15 protein-coding genes are annotated in these 12,512 nt (G+C 58.1%); 8 read left to right on the forward strand and 7 right to left on the reverse strand.

Annotation, left to right across the window (positions count from 1 at the left end):
- Positions 1–27: 27 nt before the first annotated feature.
- On the forward strand, positions 28–804 hold the full coding sequence (soxZ, locus tag ACTZWX_RS09485) for a thiosulfate oxidation carrier complex protein SoxZ (protein ID WP_444713722.1): 777 nt from the start codon (positions 28–30) through the stop codon (positions 802–804).
- Between the two features lie 19 nt (positions 805–823).
- Here soxZ and ACTZWX_RS09490 read toward each other — a convergent pair whose 3' ends face one another.
- The 4 genes from ACTZWX_RS09490 to ACTZWX_RS09505 form a co-directional block, all read right to left on the reverse strand.
- Complete coding sequence (locus ACTZWX_RS09490; RefSeq protein ID WP_444713723.1) at positions 824–1,423, reverse strand: DUF4202 domain-containing protein; 600 nt, start codon at positions 1,421–1,423, stop codon at positions 824–826.
- A gap of 19 nt (positions 1,424–1,442) precedes the next feature.
- Positions 1,443–2,060: a glutathione S-transferase family protein gene (locus ACTZWX_RS09495; RefSeq protein WP_444713724.1), complete on the reverse strand. Its 618-nt coding sequence runs from the start codon at positions 2,058–2,060 to the stop codon at positions 1,443–1,445.
- Between the two features lie 74 nt (positions 2,061–2,134).
- Entirely contained in the window at positions 2,135–2,872 is a 738-nt protein-coding gene (locus ACTZWX_RS09500; RefSeq protein WP_072676153.1) for an alpha/beta fold hydrolase, read from the reverse strand.
- Position 2,873: 1 nt separating this feature from the next.
- Positions 2,874–3,974 carry a M14 family zinc carboxypeptidase gene (locus ACTZWX_RS09505; protein ID WP_444713725.1) on the reverse strand — a complete coding sequence of 367 codons (1,101 nt, stop codon included), beginning with the start codon at positions 3,972–3,974 and terminating at the stop codon, positions 2,874–2,876.
- A 151-nt stretch (positions 3,975–4,125) separates the two neighbouring features.
- Between ACTZWX_RS09505 and ACTZWX_RS09510 the strand changes: the two genes are divergently transcribed.
- Positions 4,126–4,767 carry a substrate-binding periplasmic protein gene (locus ACTZWX_RS09510; protein WP_444713726.1) on the forward strand — a complete coding sequence of 214 codons (642 nt, stop codon included), beginning with the start codon at positions 4,126–4,128 and terminating at the stop codon, positions 4,765–4,767.
- Here ACTZWX_RS09510 and ACTZWX_RS09515 read toward each other — a convergent pair.
- Entirely contained in the window at positions 4,740–5,717 is a 978-nt protein-coding gene (locus ACTZWX_RS09515) for an META domain-containing protein (RefSeq protein WP_444713727.1), read from the reverse strand. The genes ACTZWX_RS09510 and ACTZWX_RS09515 overlap by 28 nt on opposite strands.
- Positions 5,718–5,854: 137 nt before the next feature.
- Complete coding sequence (locus tag ACTZWX_RS09520; protein ID WP_444713728.1) at positions 5,855–6,295, reverse strand: META domain-containing protein; 441 nt, start codon at positions 6,293–6,295, stop codon at positions 5,855–5,857.
- A gap of 109 nt (positions 6,296–6,404) precedes the next feature.
- Between ACTZWX_RS09520 and ACTZWX_RS09525 the strand changes: the two genes are divergently transcribed.
- From ACTZWX_RS09525 to ACTZWX_RS09540, 4 genes are all read left to right on the forward strand, one after another.
- On the forward strand, positions 6,405–7,142 hold the full coding sequence (locus tag ACTZWX_RS09525) for a glutathione S-transferase family protein (protein ID WP_444713729.1): 738 nt from the start codon (positions 6,405–6,407) through the stop codon (positions 7,140–7,142).
- A gap of 109 nt (positions 7,143–7,251) precedes the next feature.
- On the forward strand, positions 7,252–8,226 hold the full coding sequence (locus tag ACTZWX_RS09530; RefSeq protein WP_444713730.1) for a sterol desaturase family protein: 975 nt from the start codon (positions 7,252–7,254) through the stop codon (positions 8,224–8,226).
- Positions 8,192–9,127 (forward strand): alpha/beta fold hydrolase, encoded by a 936-nt coding sequence (locus ACTZWX_RS09535; RefSeq protein WP_444713731.1) that lies wholly within the window; start codon positions 8,192–8,194, stop codon positions 9,125–9,127. The genes ACTZWX_RS09530 and ACTZWX_RS09535 overlap by 35 nt, the downstream gene beginning before the upstream one ends.
- Before the next feature lie 90 nt (positions 9,128–9,217).
- Complete coding sequence (locus ACTZWX_RS09540) at positions 9,218–10,108, forward strand: alpha/beta fold hydrolase (RefSeq protein ID WP_072676145.1); 891 nt, start codon at positions 9,218–9,220, stop codon at positions 10,106–10,108.
- 75 nt (positions 10,109–10,183) lie between these two features.
- Here ACTZWX_RS09540 and crp read toward each other — a convergent pair whose 3' ends face one another.
- The gene (gene crp, locus ACTZWX_RS09545) at positions 10,184–10,825 is read right to left on the reverse strand and encodes a cAMP-activated global transcriptional regulator CRP (RefSeq protein ID WP_007153756.1); all 642 of its coding nucleotides are present in this window, start codon (positions 10,823–10,825) and stop codon (positions 10,184–10,186) included.
- Positions 10,826–11,105: 280 nt separating this feature from the next.
- Here crp and ACTZWX_RS09550 point away from each other — a divergent pair, with 280 nt between their 5' ends.
- Together ACTZWX_RS09550 and speD are read left to right on the forward strand one after the other, a co-directional pair.
- Positions 11,106–11,528: an OsmC family protein gene (locus ACTZWX_RS09550; RefSeq protein WP_319634030.1), complete on the forward strand. Its 423-nt coding sequence runs from the start codon at positions 11,106–11,108 to the stop codon at positions 11,526–11,528.
- A 144-nt stretch (positions 11,529–11,672) separates the two neighbouring features.
- Positions 11,673–12,464 carry an adenosylmethionine decarboxylase gene (speD, locus tag ACTZWX_RS09555; RefSeq protein ID WP_061330812.1) on the forward strand — a complete coding sequence of 264 codons (792 nt, stop codon included), beginning with the start codon at positions 11,673–11,675 and terminating at the stop codon, positions 12,462–12,464.
- Positions 12,465–12,512: the final 48 nt, after the last annotated feature.

Here is a 12,512-nt window from a genome sequence, read left to right on the forward strand (position 1 = left end):
AATGGTTCTGATCAATTCGAGGTAGTCATGATATCCCGTTCCCTGCTCGCCGCTCTTGCCCTGATGTTCGTTATGGGTACCGCCAACGCCGATCAGCGTTGGCAAAGGGTAGAAGCCGTGACCCAGGCACTCGACAACCGGGTACCTGAACTGGAAGGCCTGAGCCTTGAGCTTCCCCTGGTGGCGGAAGACGGCAGCAGCGTTGCGTTGTCCGTGTCGTTTACCGGCAGCCTGGAAGATGGCGAACACATCAAAAAGATCCGCCTGTTTGCCCCCGGCAATCCACGCCCAGAGGTAGCCGATATTACCCTGGGCCCGCTGGCTTCACCCGCCAACATTGCCACCCGGATTCGCCTCAGCGAAACCCAGCAGGTGGTGGCCCTGGCCATCACCAACCAGGATCGCGTCTTTCTGACAACCCGGGATGTAAGAGTGACGGTCAGTGGCTGTCTGGTGGGCGGCGGTGATGCGTCTGCCATGGCCATGGCGACCCCGCGCCTGGCACTGGCCGGCAGTGTACGCCAGGGCCAGCCGGTGACCGTGCGTTCGCTGATCAATCATCCTATGGAAACTGGCCTGCGGCCGGACGGCCAGGCTGATAACAGCATTGAACAACAGCTGGTTGAATCGCTGACTGCCACCCTGAACGACGGGCCGGTACTGACCGCCCGCTTTTTCACGGGCACCTCTGCCAACCCCTACCTGCAGTTCCAGCTGACGCCGGAAGTGGAAGGCGAGCTGAAGCTGGTCTGGCAGGATCAGAAGGGTGAACAGATGGAAGCGAGCCAGCCGGTCAGGTTCTGAACCGCCTCCACAACCAGCTTTATTCCGCCAAGGCCTCCTGCAGTAATTCCTGAAGATGGCCTGGCAGATTGCCGGCCAGCTTCAGCGCCGCCTCGTGGCCACGAGGGGTCATCTTGCCCCAAGTTCGGCGCACAATGCGCAGCCACTTCTCTTTGTCGTAATCGGGTTTCTCGTCGAAAAAGTCGGCGAAGTAACGTTCCAGAAACACCATGCAAGCGACATCTTCCAGCAACTGGGTGTCTTCATCCTCCCGCAGCTTGCGCTTGGTGAGAATCAGCTCCACCCGCTCGCATTCCTCCGGCGGGTAGCCACACTGGGCCATAATCTCCGCCGCCCGCCGGCCATGCATGCGGCCACAGGCCTGGCGCCACTGGTAATAGTTTTGCCGCCCCTCCCCGTAATCACTACGGGGCATGGTCCAGCGTTCAATATGCTGGGCCCGGCAGGCAATCTGCATGCGCTCGGAAGGCGCCGGTTCCAGCTCAAACAACCAGCGGGTCATATGCAGGCTGTAGGCATATTCCCTGGGCAGTGTTTCTCCCTCTACCAACTCCCGATTCGGATCGGCCAGGTTGGCTTGATCAATGGCGCTCAGGGTGCAATCCAGTTTCTGGCTCATGATTACCTTTATTGTTGGTTCATACCTGGGCGGAGGGCCGGGCCTTGATCCGGTCATACCAGGCTTGCAGGTTGGCCTGTTCCGGCTTGATGCGGATATTCACCACCCGGGCAAAGGCGATGGTGGTGAAGGCATTGATGTCGGCGGCGGTAAAGCGGTCGCAGCAGATGTACTCGTTGCCTTCCAGGTGCTTATCCAGGAAGTGCATGAATTTCTCAACACCCTTCCCGCATTCCTCTCCCCACTCTTTGATCGGGTTCATCCGGTCCTTGAAGTATCCGGTGGTATGCTGGAAGCACATGCCGGTGGGCATGAAGAAATAGAATTCCAGCCAGCGCAGCCACTGCTCCACCAGCGCTTTTTCGACCGGGGTTTCCCCCAGCAGTTTGGGCGTGTCCGGGTAGGCTTCTTCGAAGTAACGGCAGATGGCCATGGTTTCCGCAATGCAGGTGCCATCGTCCAATTCCATGACCGGCACTTTCTTCATCGGGTTGCGGGCTACGTATTCCGGTGTCAGGTTCTCGCCTTTTTCGATATCCACCTGTACAAACTCGGCCTTGTCCAGAAGGCCCTTTTCCGCCATAAACACGCGTACGCGACGAGGATTGGGGGCAGACTTGGTCTCAAAGATTTTCATATTGTTATTGGCTCCGTTGATCTGACATCAAGGCCTTGAGAGTGAACGGAAAAAACGGTTGCGTCAAGCAACTGCTACTGGCCCGGCAACCATTCCCGAATCTGCCGGATAACCCAGGCTGGCTCGTCCAGGGGCAGGTCGTGACCCGCATCCGGATGCACTTTCAGGGTCCAACACCAGCGCTTTTCCAGCTCCGCACTGCACTGCCAGTGCACAATCCGGTCCCCTTTGCTGGCTAACAGCAAGGCGTCCGCCATCGGTGCCTTGGCTCCAGGTTTGTAACGAGCGGCGGCAGTCAACTGCCGGACCGTGGTTTGGAACGACACCGGACGCTGGCGCTGAATGCTGTACCAGGATTTGCAGAGAGCCAACGGTACCTCGCGGTTGGAGGTCAGTTTCAGTATATCCCGTTCACGATGAAACAACTCGCGCCTGGCCAGCAGCCGAAGCACCCTTGGCCAGGTACCGGGCCGCATCCGTCGCCAGGGTGGGCTAAAGCCTGAACTGGTGTTGATCAGAACCAGATGTTGCAATTCACCGCACTCAGCGTGTTGCGCCCAGTCCAGCGCCACCATCCCGCCCATGGATAACGCCACGATGGAGAACGGGCGCGGGATGTGGCCAACCTGCTCAAGTACCTTCTGCCGGATACCGGCAATGGTCCCGGGGCTGTCATCCCGATAGTGAATACCGGTACCAGGCAGATCCACCAGATGCACATGGTCGTCCGGCATCGCCGCTCGCAATTGCTCGGCAAAGGGGCCCCAGTGACCGTGTTCGCGCGTCAAACCCCTGAGCAGTATCCAGTGCATATCATCGGGTATCCCTGTACCAGTGCATGATGGCCGCTTCTCTCAGCATGGACTGCTGCTCACCGATGGGCAACCAGTTCTGGTGACTGGCCGCCGCACTGATCAGAAAATCCATCCAGGTCAGATGGCTACGCAGTACGCGCTGATGCCGGTGTGGCACCAGCGGGTTGAAAAATCCATCCAGCCGGAACAGTTGCCGTGGGCGTTTGCGTATCCAACGCCAGGACCCCATTTCCAGGGTCAGGGGCAGAAATACGCCGCTGTTTTCCCGGTTGACCTGTTTGTAGAAATAGTCCCACAGATCGCCATGGGTCAGGTAGTGGGCAGACTGGGGCTCAAACCGGTAGTTGTGATTGGGGTAGGCCTGCTCCCAGATCAGTTTAAGCGCCATAACCGAATCAATACGTCGCATCGGGCGGCGGCGATAAGCATAAGGAAACCAGATCTGGTCCTGCCAGCCAAAACCGGAATGGCAATCCAGTGCCAGGCTGAACGGTCGGTTTGGCAACAGGTCCTGAATCACTGCTTCCAGCGCCTGATTTTCCACCTCCATCCCCTGCTCTGGCCGGCCCCGATACCAGGGTAACCGAGATGACCATTGCTGGCCGCCCAGTAAAAAGGCACTGCCGTCCTGCGCGGTAATGGGCGCGTTGCGCATCAGATCCACTCCGCTGGGATTGCTGCGCTGGTTCAGATACATGCCACCGGGGTTCAGGATCGGCAACAGGGTAATGTGGACTTTCTCAAGCAGGGCGTTGAGATGCTGGTCCCAACCCAGGCGGGCCAACAGGGAATCCAGCCAGGCCATCACCACCTGGCTGCCAATACGTTCCAGCCCATGCACCCCGCCCACAATAAACACCACCGGCACATCCGTCGCGGGCGTGCCAAGATCCACCCGATAGATCGGCAACCCCATGGGGCCAACAACCACTCGGCCAGCCACCTGGGTACTGACGAAATCCGGTGCTTCAGCCAACTGTCGCTCCAGTTGCACCAGCTCCGGCAGAAAGGTTCTGAGCAGTCGTTTTTGATGGCGATCCCGGCTGGCCTGTTCAGCCGGAATGACGCTGTGGGGAGTCAGGGCCCGTAGTTCGGTCATGGTGCAATCTCTGGTCGCTGAGCCCCGGAGTCTACCTCCAAAATGCTGCAATAGATTGACAGCGTTACAGCCCCAAATATGCAATACAAACTATTCAGGAAGCGATATGATTAAGGTATCTGCCCCGATACTGATGGCGGTTTAACCTTTCATGTTCAGAACCCTGTTGCTCTCTGCGTTTTTCCTGCTATCGGCCTGTTCTGACCAGGCGCCAACGGGTTCACCAGAAACCGACGCTCCGAACCAGGCCGACCTTTCCAGTGCCGCTCCCAAGCAGGCGACAGCCGCCGGTGCCGCCATTCGGCGCGTGATACTCGCCGCGGACCCATGGTGCCCCCACAACTGCCTGGCAGGCGCGCTGCAAGAGGGCTACATGGTGGATATTGCCAGGGAGATCTTCGCGGAGGCGGGCTACGAATTCGATTACCAGAATTTCGGCTGGGCACGCTCGCTGCAGCTGGCGCGGGAGCAATTAATTGACGGAGTGGTTGGCGCACTGAAGGGCGATGCTCCGGACTTCATCTTCCCCGAGACCAGCCTTGGCGAAGCCCGCATTACGCTATATACCCACCCGCAAAGTCAATGGGAGTATGACGGCATTGACTCCCTGCAGGGCAAGACCTTACTGGTGATTAACGGGTACGCCTACTCTCCGGAACTTGATCAGTACATCAGCGAATACACGGATGATTCCGAGCGGATCTGGATTCTGTCTGGCCTGGCCCGGCTGACGGCCAATGGCAGGCTCGCCGCCATCCTGTCGGCTTACAGGCTCTCTGACCCGGATTTATAAGCGGTAATAGTGTCACCGGACGCCGTCCGCAACAGCAGCTCGCCATGGCGGCCAATTCGGCCATCGACCACCTCTGACATCAGGTCGAGAAACCGCTGCTCCTGGTTCATCAATGCCGGCGCGCAGGCCATCAGCGTGGTGGCCGGCTGCGTAAAGCTCAGGCCTTCTCCGGTCAGCCGGAAACCACCGGAATAGCGGTTACAGGAGGCCCGGCCAGCAACCCGCCCTTCGTCAAGAAACTCGATCGTGATCCGAGACCGGTCGATGATCCCGCTGCCGGCAAGGTCCTCAACAACCCATTCTGCACCGCGGAACAAACGTTCCCGGTCACCACCGCAGCCCATGAAGGTTTCACCGTCCAGGGTCAACCGAACCTGCGCCGGATACTGGGCCCCGGCCATATCGTCCTCGCACAGCTGGTGGGCTATACGGAATTCCAGTACCTGACTGTCGAACCGTGCCTCGTAGGTTCGCCCGTGCCGGTTGGCCAATGTTTCATTCAGCACGATCTGCTCGCTGAGCTGCTGATCGTATGGACGGCTCAGGGTCATCTGGTTCTGCTCAATCTGCACCGACCAGAATGGCTCGGTACCGATGGCACGAAACGAACTTTCGATCGCTCCCGGCTCCAGGCACTCGGGATAGACCTGTCCGCGCAATGTCAGTGTGCCCCGCTCTCCCTTGCCCCAGAAACTGGTATCCGGGTCGCCCGGCGCCTTGTAGAGCGCACCGGAGGCAGCCACTGCCGGCTTCAGAAGTACCCGCTTGTTCAGGTATTCCAGCCCCACCAGGTCACTGCCTTCGGAGCTGGTCATCCGAACATCCAGCTGACCGCAGCGATATTGGCCAAAATCGGACAAGCCCTCGGTTTGTGGATGGGAGGCACAGGCTGCCAGGGTGAGGCCCGTCAGCGCCACGACGGACAACGGCAATACTCGTCGCAAAAACATGAACACATCCTCTGTTGTTCCACACTACAGGTCGCCAGTTTAGAGATTCCCGGCCCGATTAACCATCATTGCGGACACGGGAACCTTGCATCCCGGAAAACAACCTTCGACGTGTCTCAGACAACCAGCGGAGCGGATTACTCCTTACCGCTGGGCTGTGGTACCGCAGTCATTCTTGTTCCATCGGCCGTTTCAAGCACCAATCGGCCGTCAGCCTCGAACTGATAATGCCGTATATCCCCCAGCAGCTTCAAAAACCGGTTTTCCTGCTGCATCAGAGGTTCAGGGCATGCCATGCGGGTGGCCGCCATGCGAGAGAGTTCAAGCTGGTTGCCATTGGCATCCCAGCCACCCTGGTAGCGGTTGCAGGAGGAACTTCCGGAAACCCGCCCTTCGTCAGTAAAGGCAATGGTGACATCACTGCCTTCTGCAACCGGGTCACCATCAATTTCCTCGACCTGCCACTGACTCCCTGCCAGGTTCATGGTTTTTTCCGTCACCCGTTCCTGGGACAGGGAACATCCCCATAACGACCCAGTGACCAACAACATAGCGAGAATATTCTTTGCAAGACTCATATAACCCCCTGAAATTTATGGAACAACCCTCACAGTCTACGCCTCGCCTGGTGGGAAATCGCTGACAGAAGCGTTAATCTTGCGTCATCAAAACACCGGGAGCACACCCATGACCGTCGAGCTCTACCAGTTCTGTATTTCCCACTATTCGGAGAAAGCCCGCTGGGCACTGGACTACAAAGGCGTCAACTACAAGCCGATCAATCTGCTCCCGGGCCAACATGCGCGAACCATCACGCAAATGACCAGGGCGGATTCCTCGGTGCCGGTGCTGGACCATGACGGCCAGATCGTTCAGGGTTCAGCGCAGATCGTGGATTATCTGGACCAGATGTTCCCCGACAACCCACTGACACCGGAAGACCCCATACTTCGTGAACAAGCCCTGGAATGGGAAAAAAAGCTGGATGAACAGGCTGGACCTGCTATTCGAACCTGGGTCTATCACTACTTTCTGCAACGGCCCAAAGTGGTGGTTCCTTTGCTCGCCGCCGGCACCCCATTCTATAACCGGATTCTGCTCAGCCTGGCCTTCAGCCGGGTGGATGAGATCATGCGCAAGTGGATGAAGATCAACCAGAAAACGGCAGATGCGGCGCAACAGACCCTGGAACAGCTGGTCACGGAACTAACCGACATCTACCGCCAGCGGCCCTACCTGGTGGGCGACCGGTTCAGCCGGGCAGATCTGGCCGCCGCAGCCCTGCTGGCGCCCCTGTTCCAACCGCCCCAGTATCCGGTGCCCTGGCCAAAACCCGCCCGTATTCCCAAACCGGTACAGAGCTGGCTGGAAGAGTGGCGCCCCAAACTCGAGCCGATCGAAGCCCTGTACCAGAAGCATCGCTGAGGGTGTTGATGTGTCGGAAACCGCCACTTTCGCTGACGTAATAGGACAGCGTGTTTGGCGGTGATTGTGCCAAGATAGACCCTGAACAAGAACAACACGGAGTTCCTTAATGGCACTGATAGACATGATGCAGGCGGTGCTGGAAAACAGCGGCCTGCTGGCACTGTGGCAAACCGTAGCCCCCTGGCTGGCACTGGATGAGCGCCAGCTTATTTTTGTGGTAGCCACACCGATTTTTGTCGGCGTTACCCTGTGGGAATACCTGAAAATCCGCCACGACCCGTCGCTGATGGATACCCGCGAGGCAGTCCGGAATTTCGCCCTGGGCGCTGGCTACCAGACCACAGAGCTGCTGTTCGCAGGCATCATCGCTTTTCCGGTTTATGCCCTGTGTTATCACTTCCGACTGTTCGACCTCGAGCTCAACTGGCTCACGGCCTTCCTTACCTTTCTGGGTGTCGACTTCTGTTTTTACTGGATGCACCGGGCCAGTCACCGGATGCGCTGGTTCTGGGCCGCCCACGTAGTGCACCACTCGTCAGAGCGGATGAACTTCTCAACCGCAATGCGCCAGAACGCCACCAATATTTTCAACGGCATGTGGATGTTCTATCTGCCGCTGGCACTGATCGGTTTCAATCCTGTCTGGATTGGCGTGGCCTATGCGTTTTCCCTGGTCTACCAGTTTTTTATCCACACTACGCTGGTGGGGAGACTGCCCGCCTGGGTCGAAAAGGTATTCAACACGCCAAGCCATCACCGGGTACATCACGGTCGCAACCCCGGCTACATCGATCGTAATTATGGCGGCACGCTGATCCTCTGGGATCGACTGTTCGGCACCTTCGTGGACGAAGATGCCAAGGACCCGCCCGAGTACGGCATCACCCGCCCGGTGGCCTCAAATAACCTGATTGTGCTGTGGACCCACGAATACGTGGACCTGTTCCGCGACATGCAGCAGCCAGGCGGACTATTGTCTCGACTCAAACACCTGTGGAAACCGCCGGAGTGGCAACGCCCGGCCGCAAAGGAACCCGGCCAGGAACATGCGCAAACAGACCCTGCTACTGACAACCCCTGACAACCATCAGATCAACGCGACCCTGTTTGAACCAGAGCCGTCACCCAACTGCTGCCTGATCATCAGCCACGGCATGGCCGAACATGGCAACCGCTATGCTGCCCTGGCCTCCTGGTTAGCCGGCCAGGGCGTGGCGGTCATCAGCTATCACCACCGCGGTCATGGCCCGGGCAGTGGTCACCCTGGACACTACGCAGACTCGGACGGCTGGCAGAAAGTGGTGGACGACCTGAACCAGGTGGTCCACTACGCCCGGGAACAGATGCCGGGCATTCCGGTCGCCCTGCTGGGGCACAGCATGGGCTCGTTCATTGCCCAAAGCTACGCCCAACAATACGGCCAGAACCTGGATACGCTGATTCTCAGCGCGACCAACCGAATCCACACAGCTGAACTTCGGCTCTCGCTGCTATTGGTGCGCCTGATACGGGCGCTGCGTGGGAAGCGGCACGCCAGCAAGACCATTGCCCGAATGACTTTTGGCAAATTTAACCGGATGTTCAAACCCAACCGCACGCCCTGCGACTGGCTCAGTCGGGACCCGCATCAGGTGGATCTGTACCTGGCCGACCCGTGGTGCGGATTTGAATGCACCACCGGGCTATGGCAAGACTTTATCCAGGGTATGCTGTCGATCAATCTCGCCCAGTGGCGCCCGGACCTGCCCGTTCACCTGTTCGCCGGCACCGATGACCCGGTGGGCGAAATGGGTAAGGGCATACGCCGTCACTTTCAGGCCATTCGGGAGGCCGGTGTGCAACAAGTCACCCTCCGGCTGTTTGAGGGCGGGCGTCACGAAACGCTGAACGAAACCAATGCTGACGTGGTCTGGCAGCACCTGCTGCAATGCTTGCCCGGCCGTAAGCAAAGCCTCCGCCGAAACCAGGCCCTGGCAGGCTGACATCACCGGCATGGTTTCTGGCCTGTTTGGCCGCAGAGCCTGCCACCGGATACCGCTAACCTGATCAGACTTCAACGCCACCACAAGGTAATGATCAGCGTGAGTATCGAACAAGAACATTGGGTGACCAGCGGTGACCTGCTCCTGTACGCCAGAGTCGAAGGTAATCCCCAGGCCACGCCATTGGTGTTGGTACACGGCTACCCGGACAACCACAGTGTCTGGGACAAGGTGACCGAGCAACTGAAAAAGGACTATCTGGTCGTCCGATACGACGTTCGGGGCGCTGGTCGCTCCGACAAGCCTGCCAGGACCAGTGCGTATCGAATGAAGTGGCTCGCGCAGGACCTCAAAGCCGTGGCCAACGCGGTGATACCCGGCCGCAGCTTCCACCTGGTGGCCCACGACTGGGGCTCTATCCAGAGCTGGGAAACGGTGACTACCGGAGCCCTGGACGGGCGCATTCGATCCTATACCGCCATTTCGGGGCCTTGCCTGGATCACGTGGGCTACTGGTTTCGGGACCAGATCATGGCGCCCCGCTCCGGGGGCACCACCAAGGTTCTGAAGCAGCTGGCCAGCTCCTGGTACGTGTTCATGTTCCAGTTGCCGGTGCTGCCCGAAACCCTGTGGAAGGCCGGCCTCGACCGCTTGTGGCCGGGGTATCTTCGCAAACACGAACAGATTGCCGATGCCCAGTTCAGCGAGTACCAGAAAGCCGACGGCCACTATGGCGTCAAACTTTACCGGGCCAACTTTATCCGCAAGCTGCTGCGACCAGAACCGCGACTGGCAGGCTGCCCAGTACAGGTGATCATCCCCACCCGAGATGCGTATGTGGGCCGCCAACTCACCGAGAACCTGGCCCGCTGGACCGGCAAGCTAACCCTGCAGGAACTGGATACCACGCACTGGGCACCCATCACCGAACCGGCGGCCGTGTCACGGTCGGTACGGGAATTTGTCGAAGCCCATCGCTGATATGGACGCCCCCCAAAACGCAAAAGGCCGCTGAAATTCAGCGGCCTTTAAGGCAGTTGCCAGGGGGGGAATCGTTCAGCGGGTGCCGTACACCACCATGGTTTTGCCCTTGACCCGAACCAGGCCCTGGTCTTCCAGCGTTTTCAAAACGCGGCCCACCATTTCCCGGGAACAGCCAACGATACGGCCGATCTCCTGGCGAGTGATTTTGATCTGCATGCCATCCGGATGCGTCATGGCGTCTGGCTCCTTGCACAGGTCCAGTAGGGTGCGCGCCACCCGTCCGGTCACATCCAGGAACGCCAGGTCGCCAACCTTGCGGGTGGTCTGGCGCAGGCGGGACGCCATCTGCTCGCCGATGAAATAGAGCACCCTTGGGTCCTGCTGGGCGATCTCACGGAACTTGGTGTAACTGATCTCCGCCACTTCACACTCGGTCTTGGCCTTGACCCAGGCGCTGCGGGAGTCCATGTTGTCAAACAGACCCATTTCGCCGAAAAAGTCTCCGGCGTTCAGGTAGGCCATGATCATCTCGCGGCCATCATCGTCTTCAATGATGACGGTGACGGAACCCTTGACGATGTAAAACAGGGAGTCGCTTTTGTCACCGGCATAAATAATGGTGCTTTTGGCGGGGTAACGCCGACGGTGGCATTGGGAAAGGAAATAATCCAGGTGTTTGGTTTTCTGCTCAACCGGCTTGACGATGGTAGCCATAGTGCGGGACATGCCTCCTCAGAGTCTGGCGATTCCTGATGTTTTTCTGCCCCGCATTTCCTTGCGGGTTTCGCGATTTTTATTGTTTGCAGCGCAACTTATAACAAGAAGGTCATCTTTCGGCAACTCGAAAGCGGATACAAGATGTATCTGGGATCAATGCCTCTTTGGTCGCAAGCGGTAGCTGTCGCCACTATCAGACTGTGCTAGCATCCTCCATCAAGCTCCGGAGCAACCTTGATCACATCCGGCCATTAACCATCATCCATGGGAGAACCAGATGAAAGCAACCGTCGACTGGACCGGCAACGCCAGTTTCAGGGCTACCAGTGGCAGCGGCCACAGTGTGCAGATGGACGGTCCGCCTGATCATGGCGGTGAGAACCTTGGGCCACGCCCCATGGAAATGCTGCTGATGGGCGTGGGTGGTTGCTCGGCCTTTGACGTGATGAGCATCCTGAAAAAGAGTCGGCAAGACGTCACCGCCTGCCATACAGAACTTGAAGCAGAGCGGGCCGATGCCGTACCGGCTGTCTTTACCAAAATACACCTGCACTTTGTGGTTACCGGCCACAACCTCAAAGAGAAGCAGGTCGAGCGGGCGGTAAGCCTGTCTGCTGAAAAATACTGCTCAGCGTCCATCATGCTCGGAAAAGCCGGCGTCGAGATCACCCACAGTCACGAAATCCGAGCCGCAGAGTAAGCGATTTCCGTAGCCAGCGCGCCCCATGCCGCCAGTGGGGCCACCGTAACCAAAAATGTCATTGTAGATACTATTCATTGACACACACGGTATGCATAATACGCAACTTTCTCCGCAGGTCTGCGCAAAAGGTGAGCAATTATTATGGAAACCAAACTCCAGCTGCACGGTTTCAACAACCTGACCAAATCCCTGAGCTTCAACATCTACGATATCTGTTACGCGCAGACCGAAGAACAGCGTGAAGCCTACATTGATTACATCGACGAGATGTACAACGCCGAGCGTCTGACCCAAATACTGTCTGACGTGGTCAAAATCATCGGCGCCAACATCCTCAACATTGCCCGTCAGGACTACGAGCCCCACGGCGCCTCTGTGACCATGCTGATTGCCGAGCATGAACTCACAGACAGCGAAGCCAACAATGAGGAATCTCCGGGCCCGCTGCCCGACACTATCGTGGCGCACCTGGACAAGAGCCATGTGACCGTTCACACCTATCCGGAAAGCCACCCCCACGATGGCGTCAGCACCTTCCGCGCCGATATCGACGTGTCTACCTGTGGCCTGATCTCGCCCCTGAAAGTGCTCAACTACCTGATCCACAGCTTCGATTCCGATGTGGTCACCGTGGACTACCGGGTACGTGGCTTCACCCGTGATGTCGATGGCACCAAGCACTACATCGACCATGACATCAACTCGATCCAGAACTACCTGACCGAGGACACCCAGAACGCCTATCAGATGATCGACGTGAATGTGTATCAGGAGAACCTGTTCCACACCAAGATGATGCTGAAAGAGTTCAACCTGGATAACTACGTGTTCGGTGTGAATGCCGGCGAACTGGACCCGGCCGAAGCCCAGTCCATCGAAGACCGACTGCGCCGTGAGATGCTGGAAATCTTCTATTCCCGAAACGTGGAATAACCCTGAACAGCGGTGGCCAGTTGCCACCGCTGTTCTTCTTCAGTTTTT

This window comes from Marinobacter sp. NSM (genome assembly GCF_052380025.1).
Taxonomy (GTDB): Bacteria; Pseudomonadota; Gammaproteobacteria; order Pseudomonadales; family Oleiphilaceae; genus Marinobacter.